At 46.6% G+C, this 24,653-nt stretch carries 14 protein-coding genes; all 14 read left to right on the top strand.

All coding sequences use genetic code 11. The features are described from left to right. The 14 genes from N2K84_RS02580 (at position 1) to N2K84_RS02645 (ending at position 24,625) form a co-directional block, all read left to right on the top strand. A complete protein-coding gene (locus N2K84_RS02580) occupies positions 1 to 1,743 on the top strand; it encodes an exo-alpha-sialidase (protein ID WP_282590205.1) in 1,743 nt (580 codons plus the stop codon). Positions 1,744 to 1,761: 18 nt separating this feature from the next. Further along, a complete protein-coding gene (locus tag N2K84_RS02585; protein WP_282590206.1) occupies positions 1,762 to 2,838 on the top strand; it encodes a glycoside hydrolase family 43 protein in 1,077 nt (358 codons plus the stop codon). Between the two features lie 132 nt (positions 2,839 to 2,970). Further along, positions 2,971 to 4,065 carry a cellulase family glycosylhydrolase gene (locus N2K84_RS02590; RefSeq protein WP_282590207.1) on the top strand — a complete coding sequence of 365 codons (1,095 nt, stop codon included), beginning with the start codon at positions 2,971 to 2,973 and terminating at the stop codon, positions 4,063 to 4,065. Positions 4,066 to 4,389: 324 nt separating this feature from the next. Then, complete coding sequence (locus N2K84_RS02595) at positions 4,390 to 5,547, top strand: glycoside hydrolase family 172 protein (protein ID WP_282590208.1); 1,158 nt, start codon at positions 4,390 to 4,392, stop codon at positions 5,545 to 5,547. 86 nt (positions 5,548 to 5,633) lie between these two features. Beyond that, positions 5,634 to 7,142, top strand: a complete 1,509-nt coding sequence (locus tag N2K84_RS02600) for a sulfatase family protein (RefSeq protein WP_282590209.1) — start codon at positions 5,634 to 5,636, stop codon at positions 7,140 to 7,142. Between the two features lie 187 nt (positions 7,143 to 7,329). Continuing rightward, a complete protein-coding gene (locus tag N2K84_RS02605; protein ID WP_282590210.1) occupies positions 7,330 to 7,914 on the top strand; it encodes an RNA polymerase sigma-70 factor in 585 nt (194 codons plus the stop codon). 72 nt (positions 7,915 to 7,986) lie between these two features. Further along, positions 7,987 to 9,012, top strand: a complete 1,026-nt coding sequence (locus N2K84_RS02610) for a FecR family protein (RefSeq protein ID WP_282590211.1) — start codon at positions 7,987 to 7,989, stop codon at positions 9,010 to 9,012. Positions 9,013 to 9,094: 82 nt separating this feature from the next. Then, complete coding sequence (locus tag N2K84_RS02615) at positions 9,095 to 12,445, top strand: SusC/RagA family TonB-linked outer membrane protein (RefSeq protein WP_282590212.1); 3,351 nt, start codon at positions 9,095 to 9,097, stop codon at positions 12,443 to 12,445. A gap of 17 nt (positions 12,446 to 12,462) precedes the next feature. Next, on the top strand, positions 12,463 to 14,100 hold the full coding sequence (locus N2K84_RS02620; RefSeq protein WP_282590213.1) for a RagB/SusD family nutrient uptake outer membrane protein: 1,638 nt from the start codon (positions 12,463 to 12,465) through the stop codon (positions 14,098 to 14,100). Positions 14,101 to 14,243: 143 nt separating this feature from the next. Beyond that, complete coding sequence (locus N2K84_RS02625) at positions 14,244 to 16,667, top strand: glycoside hydrolase family 31 protein (protein ID WP_282590214.1); 2,424 nt, start codon at positions 14,244 to 14,246, stop codon at positions 16,665 to 16,667. 11 nt (positions 16,668 to 16,678) lie between these two features. Beyond that, entirely contained in the window at positions 16,679 to 17,239 is a 561-nt protein-coding gene (locus N2K84_RS02630; RefSeq protein ID WP_282590215.1) for a DUF6144 family protein, read from the top strand. A 1-nt stretch (position 17,240) separates the two neighbouring features. Beyond that, entirely contained in the window at positions 17,241 to 19,604 is a 2,364-nt protein-coding gene (locus N2K84_RS02635) for a glycoside hydrolase family 127 protein (RefSeq protein WP_282590216.1), read from the top strand. A 177-nt stretch (positions 19,605 to 19,781) separates the two neighbouring features. Continuing rightward, positions 19,782 to 24,197 (top strand): hybrid sensor histidine kinase/response regulator transcription factor, encoded by a 4,416-nt coding sequence (locus N2K84_RS02640; RefSeq protein ID WP_282590217.1) that lies wholly within the window; start codon positions 19,782 to 19,784, stop codon positions 24,195 to 24,197. Positions 24,198 to 24,376: 179 nt separating this feature from the next. After that, positions 24,377 to 24,625 carry a hypothetical protein gene (locus tag N2K84_RS02645; RefSeq protein ID WP_282590218.1) on the top strand — a complete coding sequence of 83 codons (249 nt, stop codon included), beginning with the start codon at positions 24,377 to 24,379 and terminating at the stop codon, positions 24,623 to 24,625. Positions 24,626 to 24,653 lie beyond the last annotated feature (28 nt).

Raw genomic sequence — 24,653 nt, forward strand, 5'->3', positions numbered from 1 at the left:
ATGTTTGGACTAATAGGATATCTGGCTATGTGCCTGTTTGCAGGAGGATGCAACAAAAGTGACGATCCGGCAGATACTTACAAACCCCTTACCGGTGACCCCGTTGACGGAATCCGAATTGCCTGGGATTACAGTTCCATGCAAAAACTGGCCCCACAGGGAGATCGCACCTTAGGCTGGGTGGGCTATCCGCGTGTTCGCCGGCTGAATGATGGCCGCCTGATAGCCGTTTATGAAACGCAAGGCAACGGCGAAATGGTAGAAAGCACAGACAATGGAAAGCACTGGAGTCAGCCGGTGCTCACCTTCCAAAAGCATACTTACACCAACAATCAGGGAGAATCGACCGATGTGAACATCGCCAATACCGAGCTGATCCAGCTGCAGAATGGCGACCTGGTGATGGCTTGCAATTATCGCCCGGCAAAAGACGAAATCGCCCCCTTTGCCATTGCCATCCGGCGCAGTACCGATGGCGGCCAAAGCTGGAGCGAAAGTCAGGTAATTTATGAAGCCGGTCCACGCTTTAGAGACGGCTGCTGGGAGCCTGCTTTTCTGCAACTGCCCAATGGCGAACTCCAGGTATATTTTGCCAACGAAAGCCCCTTCCGGACATCTGATGAGCAAAATATTTCTATGATCCATTCTACAGATAACGGGATGAGCTGGAGTGAAGACGTCAAGACCGTTTGCTTTCGCGAAGGACGGCGCGATGGCATGCCGGTTCCCTTGCTGGTCAACGATGAAATTCTTGTGGCCATTGAAGACAACAAAATCGGACAGTTTAAGCCATATATCGTACGAAGCAAAGTTTCCGAGAATTGGAAAACCCCGGTTTTGGCCAATTCTCCCCACCGGGAATCCGCTTTGCTGAAACCGCTTCCCGACGACATTTATGCGGGTGCACCTTATCTCATGAAACTTCCCTCGGGCGAAGTAATCTTGTCGTATCAAACAACAAGCGGGCGAACCACCGACTGGGAGCGCTCAACCATGGAAGTGGCCATTGGCGATCAAACGGGGAGCAACTTTACGAAGCTGAGCCGGCCGTTTGCCGTTCCCCTGGACCGGGAAGCCAAATGGAATTCAATTTCATTGTGGGATGAACGTACCATTGTTGCGGCAGCTACCACCAGTTTCCGAAGTCCGAATTGTGAAGTGTGGATTATCAAAGGCCACCTTATTCCTGAGCTAAAGGCTGTCGCCGGCGATATACAGGTTGATGGGAATATAAATGAATGGGGCGCTGATTTCCCAATTTTTATCGGACACCAGGGAGAAGCCAATCTTCGGGCAGCAATTCGCCACCATGATGACAAGCTGTTTATTGGCGTTAATGTGAATGACAGCCAGTTAACTTCCGATTCGAATAACAGGATTCGTGCCGATGGGGTGTATTTGTATTTAGATGCAAACAATCAGAACTTGCTGGAGCCAGGTGAGGGATTGTGCCGGTTTTGGTGTAATTTCAAGGGTGAAACAAAATTAGAAAAGGGAGATCGGGGACAATGGAAAGAAGTTGAACTGGATGGTGTACAGGCTGTGGCAAAAACAAAATCGGATACTGGTTATCAAATTGAGTTTGAAATTCCATTAGCAGCCATTCAACAAAATAAGCTAGCGGATTTTCGCATCAACCTGGGCTTGGTAAATTACAGTCAAAGCGCAGGTATTCAAGAAGAAAACCTGGTGAATTCAGTTGCTGAAGCATCCAACACCTGGTGCCGTGTTACGTTTCGATAATTAAAACGACATAGAAAGATGATAAAATCAATACCAATTACGTTGCTGGGGCTTATGCTGTTTGTTCAATGTGGCAAAACCGAAGTCCTTACCGAAGAAAAAGTAAAAACCACCTTTGCCAACCCGGTCTGGGATGGAGCCGATCCCTGGATGACCCAACAGGGCGATGATTATGTGTATTGCTACTCGGCCAACAATTCCATTATGATTTCACGGTCTAAATACCTCACCCGAAAAGGCGTGTTGAAACGAGTCTGGCAGGCGCCGGCCAGCGGTTGGAACAGTAACTGCGTGTGGGCGCCCGAAATTCATTTTATTGACGGGCACTGGTATGTCTATTATGCTGCAGGCAGTACCCCGGGTTCTCCGTTTATTAATCAACGGACGGGTGTTCTTCGTTCCAAAACAGCCGATGTTTTCAGCGATTACGAAGACATGGGCATGCTCTATACAGGCGACAATCCTGAAGATCCGGAAAGCAATGTTTGGGCCATCGACATGACCGTTCTGGAGCATGGTGGGAAACTGTTCGCCATTTGGTCGGGCTGGAAGGAACAACGCGATACAGATGCCACGCCGCAACATTTATACATCCAGGAAATGGAAAACCCCTATACGTTGAAAGGCACGCGCGTATTGCTGTCGTCGCCCGAAGAAAGCTGGGAAACCGGCGGTCCGCTGGATTTGAATGAAGGGCCACAAATCCTGAAAAATGGAGACCAGGTATTCGTAGTGTATTCCTGCCGCGAGTCGTGGTTGAAAGAGTACCGGCAAGGTATGCTCCAGTTGAATGATCCCGATGGCAATCTGCTCGATCCGGCCAACTGGACTAAAAAAGGCCCTGTTTTCGAGGGAACACCACTGGTGCATGGGGTAGGGCATGTCTCTTTTGTTAAGTCTCCCGATGGTACCGAGGATTGGATCATTTACCACTCTAAAAAAACAACTGAGCCGGGATGGGACCGCAATGTACGTATGCAACCCTTTACCTGGAATGCTGATGGAACGCCTAACTTCGGAACACCCGTTCCTGCTGGAAAAGAAATTGACCGACCTTCCGGGGAAATAGAAATTGAAAAAGCTGAGAACGAATAAAATCAATCATTCCAAAATCATAACATGGTGAAATAGCCATAAGAACAGAAGCTCATACAAACCGAAAATGAATAAATGGCTATTCCATGAGTACGTGACAAGGTTTATTAGAAAAAACAAATTTTTATACGAATGAAATCACAAACTTTTTTAATGCTGCTGGCCGTAGTGCTTCTTTTGGGGGCTTGCCAGAGTAAGACGAAACAAAGCGAACAAACGGACGAAGAGCCGGCAGTGAAAATCTGGACCGTCGAACAGGCCCAAGGCTGGAGCAATGAACATGGTTGGCTGCGGGGCTGCAACTTCAATCCCAGCACGGCCATCAACCAATTGGAAACCTGGCAAGCCGAAACCTTCGACCCGGAAACCATCGATCGCGAGTTGGGCTGGGCCGAAGAAATTGGCATGAACTGTATGCGGGTGTATCTGCATCATGTGGCCTGGGAAGTGGATCAGGAAGGCCTGAAAGACCGGATGAACCAGTACCTGAGTATAGCCGACAGCCACGGCATCAAAACCATTTTTGTGTTTTTTGATGACTGTTGGAATGCCACTTACCAGGCAGGCAAACAACCCGAGCCCAAGCCGGGTGTCCACAACTCGGGATGGGTGCGTGATCCGGGCGATTTGCTGCACGAACAACCTGAACTGATCACAACGCTCGAAACGTACGTGAAAGATATTCTCACTTCGTTTAAAGATGACCAGCGAATTGTGATGTGGGATTTGTACAACGAACCCGGGAATTCGGGCTATGGCAACAAATCGATGCCGCTGCTGAAACAAGTGTTCGAATGGGGCTGGGAAATTCGTCCCTCTCAGCCTATGTCCGTTGGCGTTTGGAACCTTTCGCTATCTGACCTGAATAAATTTCAGGTGGAGAACTCCGACATCATTACCTACCACAACTACGAAGGACCGGACAAACACCAGGCCGCGATCGACTCGCTGAAAGCCTACAATCGGCCGATGGTTTGTACCGAATACATGGCGCGTCGCAACAATAGTTTGTTCCAGAACATTATGCCAATTCTGAAGAAGGATAATATTGGTGCAATCAATTGGGGGCTGGTGGCTGGAAAATCAAACACGAAATATGCCTGGGATGAGCCTATTCCCGATGGATCGGAACCACCACTCTGGTTTCATGAGATTTTCCATCCCGATGGAAAGCCTTACAGTCAGGAAGAGGTGGATCTGATTAAAAGCTTAACATTGGATGAGTAATAGTCTGATTCATTGTTCTGTTTGGAACCTTGCAGATCATTCAATAAGCACAAGAAGAAAAATTAGGAAGCGGTATACCTGCTGAATATTTTTCCTCACAATCAGCAAGAAATCAAAATCCTCCCCGAAGTATTTCTATTCAGGGAGGATTTTTTTATCGAGCTGACAGTAGGAATTTCAGCCAAGTGCTGCAATGAGTTTCTTTCCAGACTGGCCGATTGGCGCGAAACATTTCGGGGAAACTTCTGATGAGTTTTTAATCGCTATTTGAAGTCTGATCGTTGGAGGACTATGATTTTAACTAAACATTAAACCGTATAAATTATGAAAAAGCTAAGTTTCTTATTACTAATTTGCTGTATGGCCTTTGAAGTTTTTGCCCAGGGCAGCTTCAATGGTTTGGACATGAACATGGGAAATTTGTATCGATTGTCCGATGCGGAAACACGGTCGATTAGTCCGGAGAATTTCACCGGCGAAATGGGGAAAGGTGGTATGGCCAAACCGTCCGACAGCGATCAGCGCAACGTGGCGAATGCCCATCATGCTGCCCGTGATTTGGGACAAGGTTGGAAGGTGAACCCGTTCATTATTATCAAGCCGGGCGAAACGTTTACCCTGGCCGAAATTGATGGTCCGGGTGCCATTCAGCACATCTGGATGACGCCTACAGGAAACTGGAAGTTTTCCATTATTCGCATGTATTGGGATGATGAAACGGAACCCTCGGTTGAAGTGCCGGTTGGTGATTTTTTTGCCATGGGCTGGAATGAATATGCACCCTTGAGTTCGCAGGCTATTTGTGTAAATCCAGGCAGTGCGTTCAACTGCTACTGGCAAATGCCTTTCCGCAAGAAGTGTCGGATTACCATGGAGAATATCAATGATCAGGATGAAATGCGCTTGTACTACCAGATTGACTACACACTGACTGATGTTCCTGACGATGCGGCTTATTTTCATGCCCAGTTTCGACGCACCAATCCGAACATGACTTCCGACTATATCATTGTTGACAACATCAAAGGGCAAGGGCAGTTTGTGGGCGTTTACATGGCCTGGGGCGTGAATAACAACGGCTGGTGGGGCGAAGGCGAAATCAAGTTCTTCATGGACGGTGATAAGGAGTTTCCCACCATTTGTGGTACCGGCACCGAAGATTATTTCTGTGGCTCGTACAACTTTGACAGGGGAGGACAATACAAGGAATTTACCACGCCATACGCTGGGTTACACCAGGTGATCCGGCCCGACGGAACCTATAAATCGCAGCAGCGTTTTGGCTTGTACCGCTGGCACATTCTCGATCCGGTACGATTCAAAAAAGACCTGCGCATCACCATTCAGGACTTGGGTTGGCGTCATGGCGGCCGTTACCTGCCACAAAAATCGGATATTTCGTCGGTGGCTTTCTGGTATCAAACCGAACCTCACGCCAAGTTCCCCAAACTACCAAGCTGGCAGGAATTGGAGGTGAATTAATTTTTTTTTGCAGAAGCCAATGGTGGCAGGTTTTGGATGAATGAATTAATTTAGCAGTTACTTCAAATACTTCGAACGAACCAATTATGAAAAATTTACTACTTACTACCACTTGCCTGGCTACCGTCACAGCCTGTACTACGGCTAAAAAAGAGGTAACGCCGCAGAAGCCCAATGTTTTGATTGTTTATGTAGATGATTTGGGCTTCGGCGATGTTGGCATCAATGGAGCCAAGGGGGTTCAAACACCACATGTTGACCGATTGGCAAAGAATGGTGTCAATTTTACGGATGCACACTGTTCGGCTGCAACCTGTACACCCTCGCGGTATTCCCTGTTGACGGGCAGTTATGCTTTTCGGAACCAGGCTGCCGTTTTGCCAGGTGATGCTCCGCTGATTATCGATCCCAATAAGGGGACGTTGGCTTCCATGTTGAAAGATGCAGGCTATACAACCGGAGTTATCGGCAAATGGCACTTGGGACTTGGCATGGGACAAGTAAACTGGAACGAAGAGGTGAAACCGGGGCCAAAAGAAATTGGTTTCGACTACAGCTTTCTGATTCCGGCAACCGGCGACCGCGTTCCTTGTGTGTTCCTGGAAAACCAGCGGGTTGTTGGCGTCGATCCCAACGATCCGATCACTGTTAGTTATAGTAGCCGTGTTGACGGATTACCGTTGGGTTCTGAGCACCCGGAACTGCTAAAACAGCAGGCCGACCCGCAACACAGCAACACCATCATTAATGGCATAAGCCGCATTGGTTATATGAGTGGCGGTGAAAAGGCGCTGTGGAAAGATGAAGATTTTCCGTTTGTGTTAACAGAGAAGGCCAAAACATTCATGACTGAAAATAAGGATAATCCATTCTTTCTGTATTTTGCTTTTCATGACATTCATGTTCCCCGGGTGGTAAACGAACAGTTTGTTGGCCAAAGCACAATGGGGCCACGTGGTGATGCTATCGCACAGATGGATTGGTGTGTGGGGCAGTTGGTGAAACAGCTTGAAGATCTTGGTATCGCCGAAAATACGCTCATCATCTTTTCGAGTGACAATGGCCCGGTACTGGATGACGGTTATGCCGACATGGCTGTTGAACTGGTAGGTGACCACCAACCGGCTGGTCCTTTCAGAGGGGCCAAATATTCGATCTACGAAGCCGGCACACGGATGCCCACCATTGTTTACTGGCCTGGAAAAGTGACCCCTAAGGTTAGTTCGGCCATGCTTACACAGGTTGATTTGTATGCTTCGCTGGCAAAACTGGCCGGACAGGAAATTGCTCCCGGCGATGCACCCGATAGTCAGGACCATTTGGATGCCTGGTTGGGAAAAACAGAAACAGGGAGGGAATCGATGCTCGAAGAGGCCTATACGTTTGCCTTACGAAAGGGCGACTGGAAATATATCAAACCGCAAACCGGAGGTACTCCCGACTGGATGAAAAACAAACAGGTTGAAAGCGGGCTTGAAGATGTTCCTCAACTTTATCATTTGAAAGATGATCTTCAGGAATCTGTTAACCTGGCAGGGAATTACCCCGAATTGGTAGAGGAAATGGCAGCCGAACTGGAGAAAATCCTCCAATAAAAGTTTCTTATAGCATAAAATACCGCAAGGAAGAATCCGGTGAGGAAGTTCAATCGGTTTTTTCTTGCTGGTCTTAGTCGTAGTAGGTGGCAGCAGCCGGTCTGCCTGGCAAGCTGTTTCCATTTTTCACAGATAGCTTCAGACTTTCTTTCAGAAACATTACATTTGGTCAAAAATCACGACAAGCTTGAACGAAAGACTATCCCATAAAAACCAAGATTCCATTCTTCATTTAAAGGAAGGTTCTTCCGAAGCTTTCCGGGAACTATTTGATGCTTACGGCCCCCGCATCCACCGCTTTTCGATGGGGTATCTGCACAATTCCTTTGAGGCGGAAGAGATCGTTCAGGAAGTTTTCCTGAAAATCTGGAAGGTGCGGGAAGAGCTTTCGGAAACCAAATCGCTGGAATCGTTCATTTTCACCATTGCCAAAAATGCGATTCTGAATACCATCCGAAAATCGAAATACGAAGAGGTTTATTTTGCCTATACCAAGCTGCACCCGCAAAAGGATGTTTTGCTGGACGAAGAACTTGATTTTAATGAGTTGGAAAGGGCGTACCGTCTTTCGGTTGAAAAGTTGAGCCCGAAACGGAAAGAGGTTTTCCTGCTGAGCCGCGAAAAAAATCTTACGAATGCCGAAATTGCCCAACAGTTGGGTGTCTCAGTTAAAACCGTTGAAAATCAGATGACATCGGCCTTGTCCGAAATCAGAAAATACTTGCACCAATACGGTTTCTCCGGGTTGATCTTCTTCGATCTGTTTTTGTAGAAAAAAATGCATCCCGGAATAGGGGGTGGATGTGGGTTGTGTGTATAACGTTACATACAGCACAACTTGGATATGAAGCCGGAGCACAAAATAAACCTTACCGAATACCTTCGAAAATTGGATGAAGGGAAGCTGAATGGAGTTGAAAAAGAAGCATTACGGGAATATATTGCCTCAACTTACAGGGACCGGGAGTTGGATGAACTGATGGCCCGGCATTGGGAAAACCTTCAGGTTTCAGCAAGTGAAGCAGATACCCCGTATTTTAAAAAGTTAAAGAATAATATTTGGTTGAAGATTTTGTCCGGTCAAGCTGGAAAAACCAGATCCATTGGTTGGAAAGACTATCTCGTTCGTATTGCCGCTGTTTTATTTATTCCCTTACTGCTTAGTTCCGTTTATTTGTTTTACCGCTTGCACCAACAGTCTGATGCTGGAAGCGAGCTCGTCATGCAGCAGGTATTTGCGAGCCCCGGATCGAGGGTGCATTTCACTCTGCCTGATCAGAGCGAAGTATGGCTGAATTCTGGCAGTACGCTGGAATATCCAGTGAACTTCGGCAAGCAGGGAAGGCGAACTGTTAAATTATCCGGGCAAGGCTATTTCAACGTAACGCCTGATAAAGATTGTCCGTTCCGGGTAGAAACAGTTGGCGATATGGATGTGGAAGTGCTGGGAACTTCGTTTGATGTGGCCTGCTATACCGACGACCACCATTTGAGCTTTACCCTGGAGCAAGGGGCCATTGCCCTTCAGGATAAACAGGGAAAAGAAATTGCCCGCCTGGCACCAGGGCAACAAGCCCGTTTTGAAAAAGACACGCAGAAGCTGCTGATCGAAAAGGTGGATACCCGTTTGACCACTTCCTGGAAAGATGGACGGCTGGTCTTTAAAGACACGCCCCTTGCCGAGGTAACCAAGCAACTGGAGCGTTCGTACAATTGCGAAATCCACGTTGCCCCGGAGCTGCTGCGTTCTGACATTTTGTACACAGCCAGCATCCAGGATGAAACCCTGGGCGAAGTGCTGAAAATGATTGAAATATCGACATCTGTTAAAACTGAGATCAAAAACAGGGAGGTGAACATCCGGAATTAAAACAAACAAAGGACAGTGTTGCGACCACTGCCCTTTGGCGAATCAATTATATCAATAACTAACTCAATGAAAAATCAAATTTATGAAAAAAACTTGGTTCTTATCGGACTATAGGTATGTATTTGCCTGTGCCGGGAAAATCTTTAAAATTATGCGACTAGCTCTTTTTCTAACTATTCTGACCGGTTTGCAAACCTTTGCAACAACCAATTACGCTCAATCCCAAAAACTGGAATTGAAAGTGACTAAGGCCAAAATCTCTCAAGTGTTGGAGCAAATTGAGGATGAAAGCAATTACTTCTTTTTTTACAACAACAAAAACGTTTCGCTGGACAAAGTGGTTACCCTCGATTTGAAAGACAGAACCATCAACGAAGTCCTCGATATTCTATTCGAAGGCACCAATATCAATTACACCATCAACAACCGGCAGATTATTTTATCGGGCGACCAGCCAGCTAATTTTCAGTCGGTACAGCAGAAAGTTGTGAGCGGAAAGGTGACCGATGTCTCCGGCCAGCCCCTGCCCGGTGTAACCGTTGTGGTGAAGGGCACAGCTATCGGGACAATCACTGATTTCGAAGGTAACTTTTCGTTGCCGAATGTTGACCCGTCCGGTGTACTGGTTTTCTCCTTCGTAGGAATGAAAACCCTCGAACTACCGGTTGGCGGCCAAACCGTGTTCACGGTTTCACTTTCGGAAGAAACCATAGGTATAGAGGAAGTGGTGGCCATCGGTTATGGTACCTTGAAGAAAGCAGATGTAACCAGTTCGGTTGCCACGGTGAAATCGGATGAATTTTTAAAAGGTAATGTGAAGGATGCGGGACAGTTAATTCAAGGAAAAGTTGCAGGTTTGACCGTTATTAGCCCAAGCGGCGATCCTACAGGCTCATCACAAATTATTTTGCGGGGCAATACCACCTTATTGGGAGCTAGCATGAATCCGTTAATCCTCATTGACGGGATTCCCGGTGACATGAAGACCGTAGCCCCTCAGGACATTGAGTCTATTGATGTGTTGAAAGATGGTTCTGCGGCCGCCATTTACGGTTCGCGCGCAACAAATGGCGTTGTTTTGATTACCACACGACAGGCAAGCGGTACGTATAAAAGTTCGGTTGAATATAGCAGTTACGCGAGTATTCAGTCTATTGCGAGGAAGCTTGATATTTCAACTGCAGCTGATTTCCGGCAGCAGATAGCTGCAGGTTTCCGGAGTACCAATACAGATCTCGGGTCTTCTACCGACTGGTTGGATGAGATTTCCCGCCAACCCATTAACCATGTCCATAATGTAACCATCAGGGGTGGCAACTCAAAAACAAATTATCTTGTAAATGTGAACTATAATTCAGCAGAAGGTGTGTTTTTAAAGTCATACAATGAGTCATTCATTGGTCGGGCCGATATCAACCATCATATGCTTGATGATAAACTGAAAATTAACCTCAATATTCTGAACTCTACCAAAAAGCTGAACGGATTTAATGGCTACAATTACAGGCAGTCCATGATACAAAACCCGACTGCTCCTGTAAAAGACGAGAATGGGGATTGGTTTCAGGAAATAAACAAATTTGAATACGAAAACCCGGTTTCGAATTTGTATGAAAGTAATGGAAAAACGAATCAGCATCTTTCGCGATTTAACAGTACCATTACGTTGACTCCAGTGGAAGGATTGAAATTCACCAGTATCCTTTCATTCTCAAAATGGAATCAAAATGGCGGTTATTCCGAAACAAAACAACACATATCCACTTTGCGTGATAGCCGTAACGGATATGCCTCCATCGGTGCTGCCGAATCAATGGATAAACTGGCGGAACTGACAGCAGAGTACAGTAAAGTGATCGACAAACATCAGTTTAAGGTGCTTGCCGGTTACAGTTACCAGGAGAATGAATACACCAGTATGTCTATGGAAAACTGGAACTTCCCGACCGATCAATTTGGTTATTATAATATCGGGCTGGGAGAGGCCACAAAAAATGGTGATGTAACTAATCCACAATCCAGCTATCACTCTGAAACTAACCTGATTGGCTTCTTTGGCCGTGTAACATATAATTATGACGACAAGTATTTGCTGATGGCCAGTCTTAGGCGCGAAGCCGCAAGCCAACTGTATGGCACCGAAGATCCATGGGGTACTTTCCCGGCAATTTCGTTGGGATGGAGATTAACCAACGAATCATTTATGAAAGGGCAGACCCTTTTTAACGATATTAAAGTCCGTGCTGGTTACGGGGTAACAGGAACCCAACCTTCCGATCTGTTTAAAGGGGTGGGGTTAATTGGGTATGACCAATATGTTTTTTCTAACGGAACATGGGTCAGGACACTTATTCCAACTCAAAATTCGAACCCTGATTTGCGATGGGAAGAAAAGCATGAAACAAATATCGGTATTGATTTCAGCATGTTGAACCGGAAACTATCAGGTACCATTGATTACTATGTCCGGAAAATTGACGGATTGCTGTTCGACTATGCAGTTCCCAGCCCGCCAAACCTATATTCAACCACCAGGGCAAACGTGGGTAAAATGGAAAACAAAGGCTTGGAGATAATGCTAAACTATACCGCTGTAAAAACAACTGATTTTGAATGGAATACCGGTGTGACTTTCTCGACCAACAGCAACAAGCTGGTAAGCTTGTCAAACGATATTTATCAGGCATCAAGCGATTACTTTACAACCGGTTACACAGGCCCTCCGGTACAAACTTTTACCCACATCGTGCGGGTTGGCGAATCGATTGGTAATTTCTATGGATTTAAAGTGATTGATATTACTGACGACCAGGATGATGTAGCCAATTACGGCCAGTGGGTATATGAAGGGGCAGATGGCGAACCTGTGAAATACGCGGATTTCACACATTCATTTGGTGATAAAAAAGTGATTGGTAATGGTTTGCCAAAATATTATGCCGGCTGGACAAACGATTTTCGTTATAAAAATTGGGATCTGAGCATAACTCAACGCGGGGCATTCAAATTTCAGGTTGCCAACTTCCAGCGCATGATGTATGAAAACCCGACTTATACCCAATACAATTTGTTGAAAAATGCTTTTGACCCTGTATTTGGTAAAACCCAATTGAAATCGCCTCAGGAATTTAATAGTCACTATGTTGAAGATGGCGATTACTGGAAGATTGACAACATCACGCTGGGCTACAATATTAAGAATACGGGAGTGAAATATATTCAATCAGCCCGGATCTATTTCTCATCGCTAAACACGTTCATTCTTACAGGTTACAAGGGGATTGATCCGGAAGTTAGCCTGGTAACCAGCGGTGGTGGTTCTCAAGCCGGTATTAACATTAATAGTGGTGCCGGATTGAGTCCGGGCATCGATAGCCGGGATAAATATCCGACCATGCGTACATTTACGGTGGGAATCAATGTTACTTTCTAACTCTTAAAGAATCAGATATGAAAAAATATATTGTTATACGAAAAATAAGAAATTCAGTCTTTGCATTCCTTGTTATCATGGGGGTTTCCTGTACTGAATTGAAAGATGAAAGCTGGAATACCATTATCGCAAGCCAATTTTCGGCAACCGACCAGGATTTAGCGGCATTGGCGGGGTCTGCCTACGTAAACTGGCGTGCCGTCTTGATGCAATGGAACGGTCTTTATCGTGCCAATGAAGTTTCGGGTGATCAGATGTTGACCCCGGCCCGCCCGAATGGTTGGGTAGATGGGGGTGTTTACCGCCGCATCCACGAGCACAAATGGACAACCGACGATGACATTGTTGTCAATACATGGAGCCGAACTTATGCTGGGATAACCAATTGTAACCGTGTAATTTACCAGGTTGAGTCAGGAACTATTCCTGTTCCGGAGAGCGATAAAATAGCGTTAATAGCTGAGATGAAGTTATTGCGGGCTTCCTATTACTGGGTGCTTTGCGATTTTTTTGGAAATGTTCCAATTGTTGACCAATTTGATGTTCCGGAAGGATATCTTCCTGAGCAAAATACCCGAAAACAAGTTTACGACTTCATTGTCAGTGAAATTATTGAAAACATTCCGCTGGTCAGTGCCGAGAACAATCAAAAAACTTATGGCAAATTTAACCAGTGGGCGGGCTACGCCTTGTTGGCTAAAATGTACCTCAATGCCGAAGTTTACACTGGCACAGCAGAGTGGACCAAATGTATCCAGGCCTGCGATGCGATCATTAATTCCGATGCCGGATATGAGTTGGACGCCAATCAACGGGACGTTTTTATTACCAATAACGAAAATGCCAAAGAAATCATCTTTGCATTGCCCTTCGAATCGAAATATGTGACCGAGTGGAATGCATTCGACATCCACATGCAAACCCTTCAGCCGGAAAACCAGGCAACCTATAACCTACAGTATAGTCCGTGGGGTGGTGTTTGTGCGGTTCCCCAGTTTATCAGTACGTTTGATACTGATGATGCTCGCTACAGGGACAATTACATCAAAGGCCAGCAATATACCGCAACCGGGGACGTGATCTATGCCACGCTCGGAGCATACAAAGGAGAGCCCCTAGCCTATATCAATGAAGTGCCCGGAGTTGATTACTCGGAAGAAGTGCATGGTTTCCGTTTGGGTAAATTTGAAATTGAGATGGGCGCAACAAACCGTTTAAGTAACGACTTCCCTTTGTTCCGCTATGCAGATATACTGATGATGAAGGCAGAATGTTTGTTGCGTTTGGGCGATGAGGATGCAGCCGCTGACCTTGTCACAACAGTTAGGGAACGAAACTTTAAGTTGAACCCGGAAAAGGCTGAAGTTACCGGAGCAGAACTGCTCGCCGGAAGTTCTTATGATTATGGATTACGAAACCATATCTCTTCAACTGATGAAGGTGGATCTGATATCGAATACGGACGTTTTCTGGATGAATTGGGTTGGGAATTCTGTCAAGAAGGACGACGCAGAACAGACATGATCCGTTTTGGTGTCTTCACCAAAAAGTCGTGGTTGTCTCATTCTCCCAACGGAGACTACCGGGTATTGTTCCCAATTCCGATTGGAGAAATTCAGAAAAACTCCAACCTGGCTCAAAACCCCGGTTACTAGGGGGTAATTTATGAAGGATTAGTGAGGAACTTTTTCGCGTTTCCTCACTTTTCTTTTTTAGGCCGAATGATGCCATCTCCTATAGAATTTGATGTGCGAATATTTTCTATGTTCTCAATTAAGTAAGATAAAAACTAGTGACAATGAAAAGATTTTTTTATTTGATTTTAATATTCCTGGCTTTATGGATGGCAGCCTGCGCTCCTCAGGGATTTGAAAAAACTCAGTTTGGATTGAAAACTATAGTCGATTCAACGGAAATCGAGATTCAGTTTTTCTCACCCAAAATTGCACGTGTACTGAAATCGAAAACAGGTTTCGACTTTGAAAAGCAAAGCCTGGCCGTAATAAAAGGGCCGGAACCAATTGAATTAAAAACTGAAGCGAAGGGGGATGAGGTAGTGGTTTCATCTTCAGACGTTAGTGTTCACTTAAATCTGAAGACCGGTAAGGTTTCTTTTTATACACTTACTGGTACCTCTTTACTTAATGAGAAAGAGGATGGAGCCCAATTTATCCCTGTGAAGGATGTTGATGAGGATAGCTATGTAGTCAGCCAGTCGTTTGTTTTAGACCAGGATGAAAAAGTTTACGGGTTGGGACAGTTTCAGGACGGGAAAATGTCACAGCGTAATCAAGAACTATATCTGTTACAGGATATTTTAATCACAGCGATTCCGATGTTGCAATCCGATAAAGGTTATGGATTATACTGGGATAACTATTCTCCTACTTATTTTACTGATACAGAAGTTGAAACATCTTTTAGATCAACCGTTGGTGATTGTGTTGATTACTACTTTATGTACGGCGAAAATGCCGACGGGGTAGTTGCCCAAATGAGGGAGCTAACCGGGCAGGTTCCAATGTTTCCATACTGGACCTATGGTTTTTGGCAAAGCAAGGAAAGATATAAAAGTCAGGATGAAACCCTTGGTGTTGTAAAAAAATACCGTGAGTTGGGAGTCGCTCTTGACGGGATCATTCAGGATTGGCAATACTGGGGTGATAATTACCATTGGAACGCCATGGAGTTCTTAAACCCGGAATTCCCTCAACCACAAAAATTGGTTGATGAGGTTCATGATTTAAATGCAAATATCATCTTCTCTATCTGGTCGTCTTTTGGCCCTCAAACCAAGCCATATAAGGAGCTTGATGAAAACAATATGCTGTATGATTTTAAAACCTGGCCGCTTACTGATAAAAATGTATGGCCACAACCCAACGATGCTGCACCTTCGGGAGTCCGGGTTTATGATGCATATAATCCTGAAGCACGTGATATTTATTGGAAGTATTTGAATCAGGGCATTTTCAAACTGGGTGTTGACGGTTGGTGGATGGATTCTACAGAACCTGACCATTTTGAACGGGTAGATTCAGACTATAATCAAAAAACACATTTAGGTTCATTTCGCAAATTCAGAAATGCTTATCCTTTACTGACCGTTGGCGGTGTGTACACACATCAACGTGAAACAAGTACTGAAAAGCGGGTTTTTATTTTAACCCGCTCGGCTTTTGCCGGTCAGCAGCGTTATGGGGCCAATTCCTGGTCGGGAGATGTTCAAACCGATTGGAACGTGTTACGGAACCAAATCTCTGCAGGCTTGAACTTCTCGCTTTGTGGAATCCCTTATTGGAACAGCGATATTGGCGGATTTTTCACCGGGCGTTTCCCGGGTGGTGTTGAGAATAAAGCGTTTCACGAAATTTATGTGCGTTGGTTGCAATTCGGAACTTTCTGTCCGATGATGCGGTCTCACGGAACGGATACCCCGCGCGAGATTTGGAACTTTGGAAAAAAAGGCGACTGGGCTTACGACGCGATTGAAAAGTTCATCAACCTGCGTTACCGCCTGTTGCCTTACACCTATTCAACTTCGTGGGATGTAACAGCCAATAACTCAAGCATGATGCGTGCCTTAATGATGGATTTTGCCAGCGATAAAAAGGCGCTGGATATCGACAATCAATTTATGTTTGGCAAATCGATTCTGGTTTGCCCGGTCACAGAACCGATGTACGTAAAAGCAAAACATGAGGATAACAAGTACACGGATGCAAAAGAAGATTTTAGCTCGGTGAGGTCAACCAACGTGTATTTGCCGGCCGGAGCGCAATGGTTCGATTTCTGGACTGGTGAAAAGATGGATGGCGGTCAGGAAGTAGAAAAGGAAACGCCTATTGACATCATGCCGCTGTATGTAAAAGCCGGGTCAATCCTGCCTTGGGGACCGGAAGTACAATATGCCTCGGAAAAGAAAGCTGACGATATGGAGATCCGGATTTACCCCGGTGCTGACGGAGAATTCGTTTTGTATGAGGATGAGGGTGACAATTATAATTACGAAAATGGAGTTTATTCAACCATCACTTTTAAGTGGGACGATGACCGGCAAACACTCTCTATTGCCGATCGTCAGGGCGAATTCCCCGGGATGTTGACCGAACGCCAATTTCATTTGGTCCTGGTGAATGAAACGTCCGGAACCGGTTTAGCTGAAAGTGCCCCGGTAAAAACCCTGATTTACAGTGGGAAGGCGGTGAGTGAAAAACTTTAGATGAAAATGAGATGACAAATAACAACCGTAGAAATTTCCTAAAAAAAGCTTGTACCGCTGGAGGATGTTTCTGCGGTTTTTCCTTTTTTTCGGCTCAAAAATTACAAGCAGAAAGCGATAACGATGCGGAGGAGGCACAGAAGAAGCTGATGCAGGAATGGATTTCGACCCTGATGCTCAGTCTGGATGAACAAACCGACGAGAAGCTTTCGCGCTTGATCATGAAAAAATGTGCCCGGGTGCATTACGATCAGTTAAAGATGGATGACATTTTGCAGGACTATGTCGGTAATCCGAAAAAGTTTATCCAATTTTTGAAGGATAGCTGGAACTGGAAGGTTATTTTCGACGAGCAGGAGCAAATCATCCTGGCTGACGAGAACAAAAATTATTGCGTTTGCCCGATGGTGGATCACACGAAAGGCGTTAAATCGTCGGTTTTGTGCTATTGCTCCGAAGGATTTGCAGAGCTGATGTTTGCGAAAGTGGCCGGGCACCCGGTTGAAGCCCGGGTTATTTCATCCATCCATCGGGGAGACGATCGTTGTCAATACCAAATAAAACTATCATAACATGAAATTTAAAAAACTACTCTTATTAATTGCCCTTCTGCCAGTTCTGGCATTGGCTCAACAAAAGATAGCAGCCGAAGCCTTTCAGCTTTCGGAAGTGCGTTTACACGACAGCCCGTTCAGGCAGGCCATGATGGCCGACATGAACTACATCCTGGCCCTGGATATGGACCGATTGTTGGCGCCTTATCTGAAAGAAGCCGGTCTTCAGCCCAAAGCCGAAAATTACGGTAACTGGGAAAATACCGGTTTGGACGGTCATATTGGCGGTCATTACCTTTCTGCCCTTTCTAAAATGTATGCAGCAACCGGCGATGTGCGGATGAAGGAACGTATGGACTATATGTTGTCGGAATTGAAGCGTTCGCAGGAAGTCAACGGCGATGGTTATTTGTCGGGAGTTCCTGGCGGAAAAGCGATCTGGCAAGACATCGCGGAAGGAAAGATTGATGCCGGTTCCTTTAGTCTGAACAAGAAGTGGGTGCCGCTGTACAACATTCATAAAATCTATGCCGGACTTTACGACGCCTACGCTTTTGGAGGCAGCGACGAAGCCAAAGAAATGCTCATTCAGTTTACCGATTGGGCCATCCGTTTGGTGAAAGACTTGTCGGATGAACAAATTCAGGATATGTTGCGCAGCGAGCACGGTGGGTTGAACGAGGTGTTTGCCGATGTGGCCGCGATTACCGGCGATGAAAAATACCTGGGACTGGCCCGCCAGTTTTCGCACAGAGCTGTTTTGGATCCGCTGTTGAAGCACGAAGACCACCTCACCGGTATGCACGCCAACACACAAATCCCGAAGGTGATTGGCTACAAGCGTATTGCCGAAGTGGGGGGCAACGAATCGTGGGCCGATGCTGCCCGTTTCTTTTGGGAAAATGTGGTTGACAAACGTTCTGTGTCGATTGGCGGCAACAGCGTTCGCGAACATTTTCATCCGGTTGACGACTATTCGGGCATGATTTCGAGCGAGCAGGGCCCCGAAACCTGCAACACCTACAACATGCTGAAACTGACCCGGCAGCTGTTCCTGAGCGATCCGCAGGTAAAGTATATGGATTACTACGAACGGGCCTTGTATAACCACATCCTGTCAACCGAAGAACCCGAACATGGCGGCTTTGTTTATTTCACACCCATGCGCCCCGGCCATTACCGGGTGTATTCGCAGCCGCATACCAGTTTTTGGTGTTGCGTGGGCTCGGGCCTCGAAAACCACACTAAATACGGCGAATTGATTTATGCCCACTCGGGCAACGACCTTTACGTCAATCTGTTTATTCCTTCAACCCTAAACTGGAAAGGAAAAGGCCTGGAGCTGGTGCAGGAAACCCGCTTCCCGGATGCCGAAACCAGCACACTATTTATCAATCCGAAAACGAAAAGCGAATTTACCCTTCACATCCGTTATCCGGAATGGATGGATCGTGATGCTCTCCAGATAAAAGTGAACGGAAAAGAAGTGGCGTTTGCCGGTGCTCCTGGTGAGTATGTGGCATTGAAAAGAACCTGGAAGAAAGGTGACCGGGTCGATCTCGCCTTGCCCATGCATACTCGCGTTGAGCAGTTGCCCGATGGGAAAAATTACTACTCGTTCCTGCACGGCCCTATTGTGCTGGCTGCCAAAACCGATACCCTGAACATGGACGGACTATATGCCGATGATAGCCGCGGCGGCCACATCGCTGCCGGCGAGAAATACCCGCTCAACGAAATGCCGGTGATTGTTGCGCCCGAGGACCAGCTAACCTCCCTGGTAAAACCTGTAGCAGGAAAGCCGATGACTTTCAAACTCGAAAATTTATCCCCGGGAAAGTTTGCCAACCTGGAATTGATTCCTTTTTTTCGCTTGCATGAGTCGCGCTATGTTATCTATTTTCAGCGCCTGAGTGCCGATGAGCTGAAAGAAATGGACGCCAAAACAGCGATGGAAGAAGCCGCAAAAGCAGCGCTCGAACTAGCTACTGTTGATCTGGTTTTCCCGGGTGAGCAACAGCCCGAATCGGATCATTTTATCGAAAGTGAGCGTACCAATGCTGGCGTAACCCAAGGCAAGCATTGGCGCGATGCTACGGGCTGGTTCAGCTACCTGTTGACGGACAAAAATAAGGAGGCCGGGAAATTGCGCATCATGTACTTTGGCGCCGATAAGGACCGCCATTTCTGCATCAGTATCAATGGCGAAAAACTGGCCGATGTGAGCCTGGATGGCAGTAAAGGACCTGAATTTTATAGGGTAGATTATGAAATCCCGCAATCAATCATAGAGAAAGCCGATGGAAAACTTCGTGTGAAATTTGAAGCTAACCCCGGATCAGTAGCCGGAGGTATTTATGAAGTGAGGCTGATGAAAAGGTAATTGACCACCTGCTTATCGGAGGAAAGCTGACCCGCGCGGGATGGTATCCGATTGTGCGATTCTGGTTTCTTCCGAACTTTTTCTATTTTTACGACACCCAATGGGGTACCGGCAGGTGGCTACAGGGCCGATTTGCCGGATGTGGAGGAACGAATAGAAAACTAATCTGCCTGGCTTATGCGGTTTTACAGTACCATAGTGCTTGTTTTGCTGGTTTGTCTGGTCTCGGCTCAAAAGCGATTTTCTTTTGAGCACCTGACCGTTGAAGATGGGCTGGCCAACAATTCGGTACGTACCATGTTTCAGGATCGCGAAGGGTATTTGTGGTTTGGCACCCTTAACGGCCTGAGCCGCTTTGACGGACAGCAGTTCAAAACCTTCGAGTTCAGGCCCGACGACACGACTTCAATCAGTAGCAATAAAATCCGCGAAATTTATCAGGACGGTTTGGGTTACATCTGGCTGATGACCTACGAAGACCAAGCCCACCGCTTCGATCCGGCAACGGAAACCTTCATTAACTTCCCGTCTGTTCTGGGAAAGGATGTGGCTGAAAGCACGATTCATTTTATGTACGAATCGTCGCCCGGGGTGATGTGGTTGTATGTCAATGGGATGGGCTGTGCACGAGTCATTTCTTCAGCCGGGGCTTCCGAGTTAACCATTAGCTGGTTGAACAAAACGAATGTTTTGCCTTCGGACAATCTTAACTTTGTGAAAGCTGCCCGGCAAAGTGGCGTGTGGATTGGTACTTCTACCGGCATGTGCTATATACCCGACGACCGTCTCCCGGAACGTGAATTTCACCGGGCCCGAAATTATCTCACCGATCCGGGGTACAGTGTTGTGAATATCTTTGAATCGGATAGCGCAATCTGGATTGGCTGTCAGATGAGCGAAATCTTTCAGATGAAGGACGAAAAGGTCAACCTGTTTTGGAAGAATGCCGCTTCTGCGTCCCGCGACCGCAGGGTCAGTTTTATCGATGGCACCCGGACCGGGAAAGTAGTGATCGGTACCCGCGACGGCCTTTGGCTGGTTGATGAGAAAAACAACGAAAGCAACTACCTCACCGCCCGAAACAGTGGTTTGGTCAACAATTACATCACCCTGGCCTACCGCGATCGGTACGATGATTTTTGGCTGGTGACCAACCAGCGGGGTGTTTGCCGTTTTCAGCCCGAAACCCGCGGGTTTACCAATTATCCGCTGCAACCCGAAATCCGGCAATCGATCCTGGAAGGGGAAAAGCAGATTTTTAAGGAGGATCATAACGGCCATTTGTGGGTAGGCATTTACGGCGGTGGCATTTCCCGTTTCGACCGCGAATCCGGGCTGTTCCACCAGTACCTGCATGAGGAGAACAACCCGGGCAGTTTATCTTCCAATTTGGTCCTTTCTATTTTTGAGGACCGTTCGGGTAACTTGTGGGCCGGCACGTACAAGCGAGGGGTGAACAAGATTGATCTCCGGCAGAACAACTTTCACAATCGCACAGGTAATGCTGCTTCCACCGATTTTCAGGGGGAGGTGCGCGCCATTTTCGAGGATAGCCGCCAATGGATATGGACCGGGAATAAGCGAGGAGAAGTGGTGGTGTACAACCAGCAAATGAAGCCCTTGTTTGCCCTGAACGATTTATTGAACGGGCAGAAAATCTCCACCGGCGTGTATGCTTTCGAGGAAGACCGCGACCGGAATATCTGGATCGGCACCAAAGGCGACGGCATATATGTGCTGACTAACCTTCCGAGAACCGGATTCCCAATCCCAAGGTCGCTCGAAACGGTGCATATCAGTAATTATTCCAATACAAAGGGAAATCTGTCGTTCAATGCTGTGTTCGATTTGCACGAAGACCGGGCCGGGCAAATGTGGGTGGCCTTGTATCATGGCGGCGTGAATGTCATTCGTAACCCCCTGACCGAAAACCAGCAAATTTTGCATTACCTGGAAAATGAGAACGACAAGTTTGCCATTACCGACAATCGGGTACGTTGTTTTCTGGAAGACTCGAAAGGAAACCTGTGGATTGGTACGGCCAGCGGATTGAATTTCATGGCTGCAGAATACCGGGACACCGATAACAAAAAATTCCGGCAAATTCAACGGTCAGCACATCCGGGCAGTCTTTCTTACAACGATATCATTTGCATTTACGAAGATTCGAACCAGGAAATATGGGTAGGAACCTATGGCGGCGGTGTAAATAAGTTGTTACCGGGATGGCCGGAAAGGTTTTCTTTTGAACAGATCTGGCAGAAAGATGGACTTTCGAGTAACCTGGTCCTGAGCATGGTGGAAGACAAGTGGAACAACCTGTGGATTGGGACCGACTTTGGATTGTGTAAATATGATCGGGAAAACCGCTTGTTCGAAAATTATTATGCCTCCGACGGGCTGGGCGAGAACTCGTTTTCCGAAGGTCCTGCTGTTCTTACCTCATCTGGTCTGTTGCTTTTCGGGCACATTTCGGACATGGTTTGGTTCGATCCCAAAGACATTCAAAAGGAAGAAAGACAAGTTCCGATAGTGCTCACCAACCTAATGATAAACGGCGAAATCAACCAGGAAAAGCTGAATGAAGCCCGGCCTCACCTGGGTGATCCCGAGAAGCCATTGGTATTAAAGTACAACGAAAACTTTATCACCTTCGAGTTTGCCGCGCTTGACTTTAAGAGGCCTTCAAACATTCAGTATGCGTTTAAACTGGATGATTACGAGGAAAACTGGAACAACTCGGGCAACCTGAACCGGGCCATTTACCGCGATCTTCAACCCGGCGAGTATCTGTTCCGGCTAAAAGCGTCCAATAGCGATGGTCTTTGGGTGAACCCTGAAATGACACTGGCGATCACCATCTTTCCCCCACCTTGGAAAACTACCTGGGCCTATCTGCTCTACTTGCTCGTAACTGTTGGCATATTTTTCCTGGCCCGACGCTTCATTCTTGAGCGGATCCGCCTGAAGCACGAAGTGGCCTTTGAGAAACAACTGGCCGACGATAAACTGAAATTTTACACCAGTATCTCACACGAATTTAAAACGCCATTGGCACTGATCCTGGGGCCGGTAGAGGATTTGCTGTCCGATAAAAACCTGCCGCCGAACGTGGCATCACCACTTAAGATGGTAAAGCGAAATACCCGTCGGTTGCTGGAGCTGATTGACCAATTGATGGACTTCCGCAAAATCCAGAAAGGCTTTTTCAAAGTGAATCGTTACACGGATGATGCCGTGCGTTTTCTGGATGAAATTTATCTCGCGTTTGTACCCTTGGCCGAAAGAAAGAGGATCAGTTTCCGGTACACACACCAGGCAGACTCGATAGAGGCCTCGCTCGATTACAAATCGCTCGAGAAAATCGTGTTCAATCTGTTATCCAATGCCTTTAAGTACACCGCCAGTGGGAAGACGATTGAACTGGTGCTGGACGTGGACGAGGAGGCTAAGCATCTGAATATTTCGGTGAAAGACGAAGGTGAAGGTATTCGCGAACAAGACCTGCCCCGGATTTTTGAACGGTTCAGTTTCGGTGGCCGCTCGCATTGGAAAGATGAATCGGGTACCGGCGTGGGGCTTTCGCTCACCAAAGAGCTGGTGGAACTGCAAAACGGCTCTATCCGGGTGGAAAGCACGGTTGGACAGGGCAGTTGCTTTTGCGTTACCCTTCCCTGGCTGGTTGCCGAAACAGACATGCCGCAATCAGCGCCCGAAGAACCCGAATTGACATACACCAGTCAATACATCAGCGTGGCCGAAGACGATAGCGATGAGGAGACCGAAACCCACACCAAGACCAGTATGGTGCAAAAAGAAACCCTGCTGGTGGTGGAGGACAATACCGATTTGCGAAGCTGGCTGAGTACGCAACTGGGACAAAAATACCGGGTATTTCAAGCGGCAAATGGTCGCGAAGGGTTGGAACTGGCCAAAAAAGAAAGTCCCGACCTGATTATTTGCGATATCATGATGCCCGAGATGGACGGCCTCGAACTAACCGGATTGCTGAAAAACGAATTTCACACCAGTCACATCCCCATTGTGTTGCTGACGGCCAAATCGCTGGAAGAACATAAAATTGAAGGCATTGAAACAGGTGCTGATGATTACATCACTAAACCTTTCAATATGCTCTATCTGCAAAAGCGGATCGAGAACATTTTGAGGCAGCGCAAACAGCTGAAGGAACGCTTCGGGCGCGACCTGGAAGCCGGGCCGAATGATTTGGCCCGAACCTCGCCCGACCAGGAGTTCCTCACCAAAGTGGTTACGCTGGTTGAAGAAAATTTGTCTGATCCTGATTTTTCCATCGACCAACTGTTGGAGCATTTTAATTTCGGGCGTACGGTGTTCTATAAAAAGATGAAAGGCATTTCGGGCTATTCCCCCAAAGATTTTGTTCGCATCCTCCGGATGAAAAAGGCAGGGGCCTTATTGCGAGAGAATGATCTGAATATTAGCGAGGTTTGTTTTAAGGTTGGGTATAACGATTCAGATTATTTTAGTAAGCAGTTTAAAAGGCATTTTGGCAAAACTCCATCGGATTATAAAAAGGAATATTCTTTTGATCCTTCTAGTGTTTCGCTCTAAGTTTTTATTGGAGAAATCAAATTGAAAATATTTGAAAAATAGCTTCATGTGTCAATAAATTCAGGCATAAAAACAATTTGACCTGTTTTTTGTGTACAGAATTCCAGTTCTACCTAAACGGTTTGAGCGAACTTTGTAAAACATTAACCCAAGTTGTTGAGAATTAACTGACCTGAATTATGACCACACTACTTTCAAACTTGAAAAAAGCAAGCCTGCCGACACTGGTAGCCTTGCTTTTTGCTCCTGCTGTTTCCGCTCAGACGTTGCAGCCCAACCGTGACGAAACCTATCCTATAGCTATCAGCATCCCGATGGGAGAGGGGCCGGTCATCCGTGCCGGGGTCGAAATCCTACAGGTGCAAAAGTACCACGAAGATCCGGAAGAGGCCAGGTACGACCGTATTTTGAGAGAAGCCGCCGAATAAACCATTCTTTCGGGTTGAATTTCCAATA

The organism is Gaoshiqia sediminis, assembly GCF_025907915.1.
Classification (GTDB): Bacteria; Bacteroidota; Bacteroidia; order Bacteroidales; family Prolixibacteraceae; genus Gaoshiqia; species Gaoshiqia sediminis.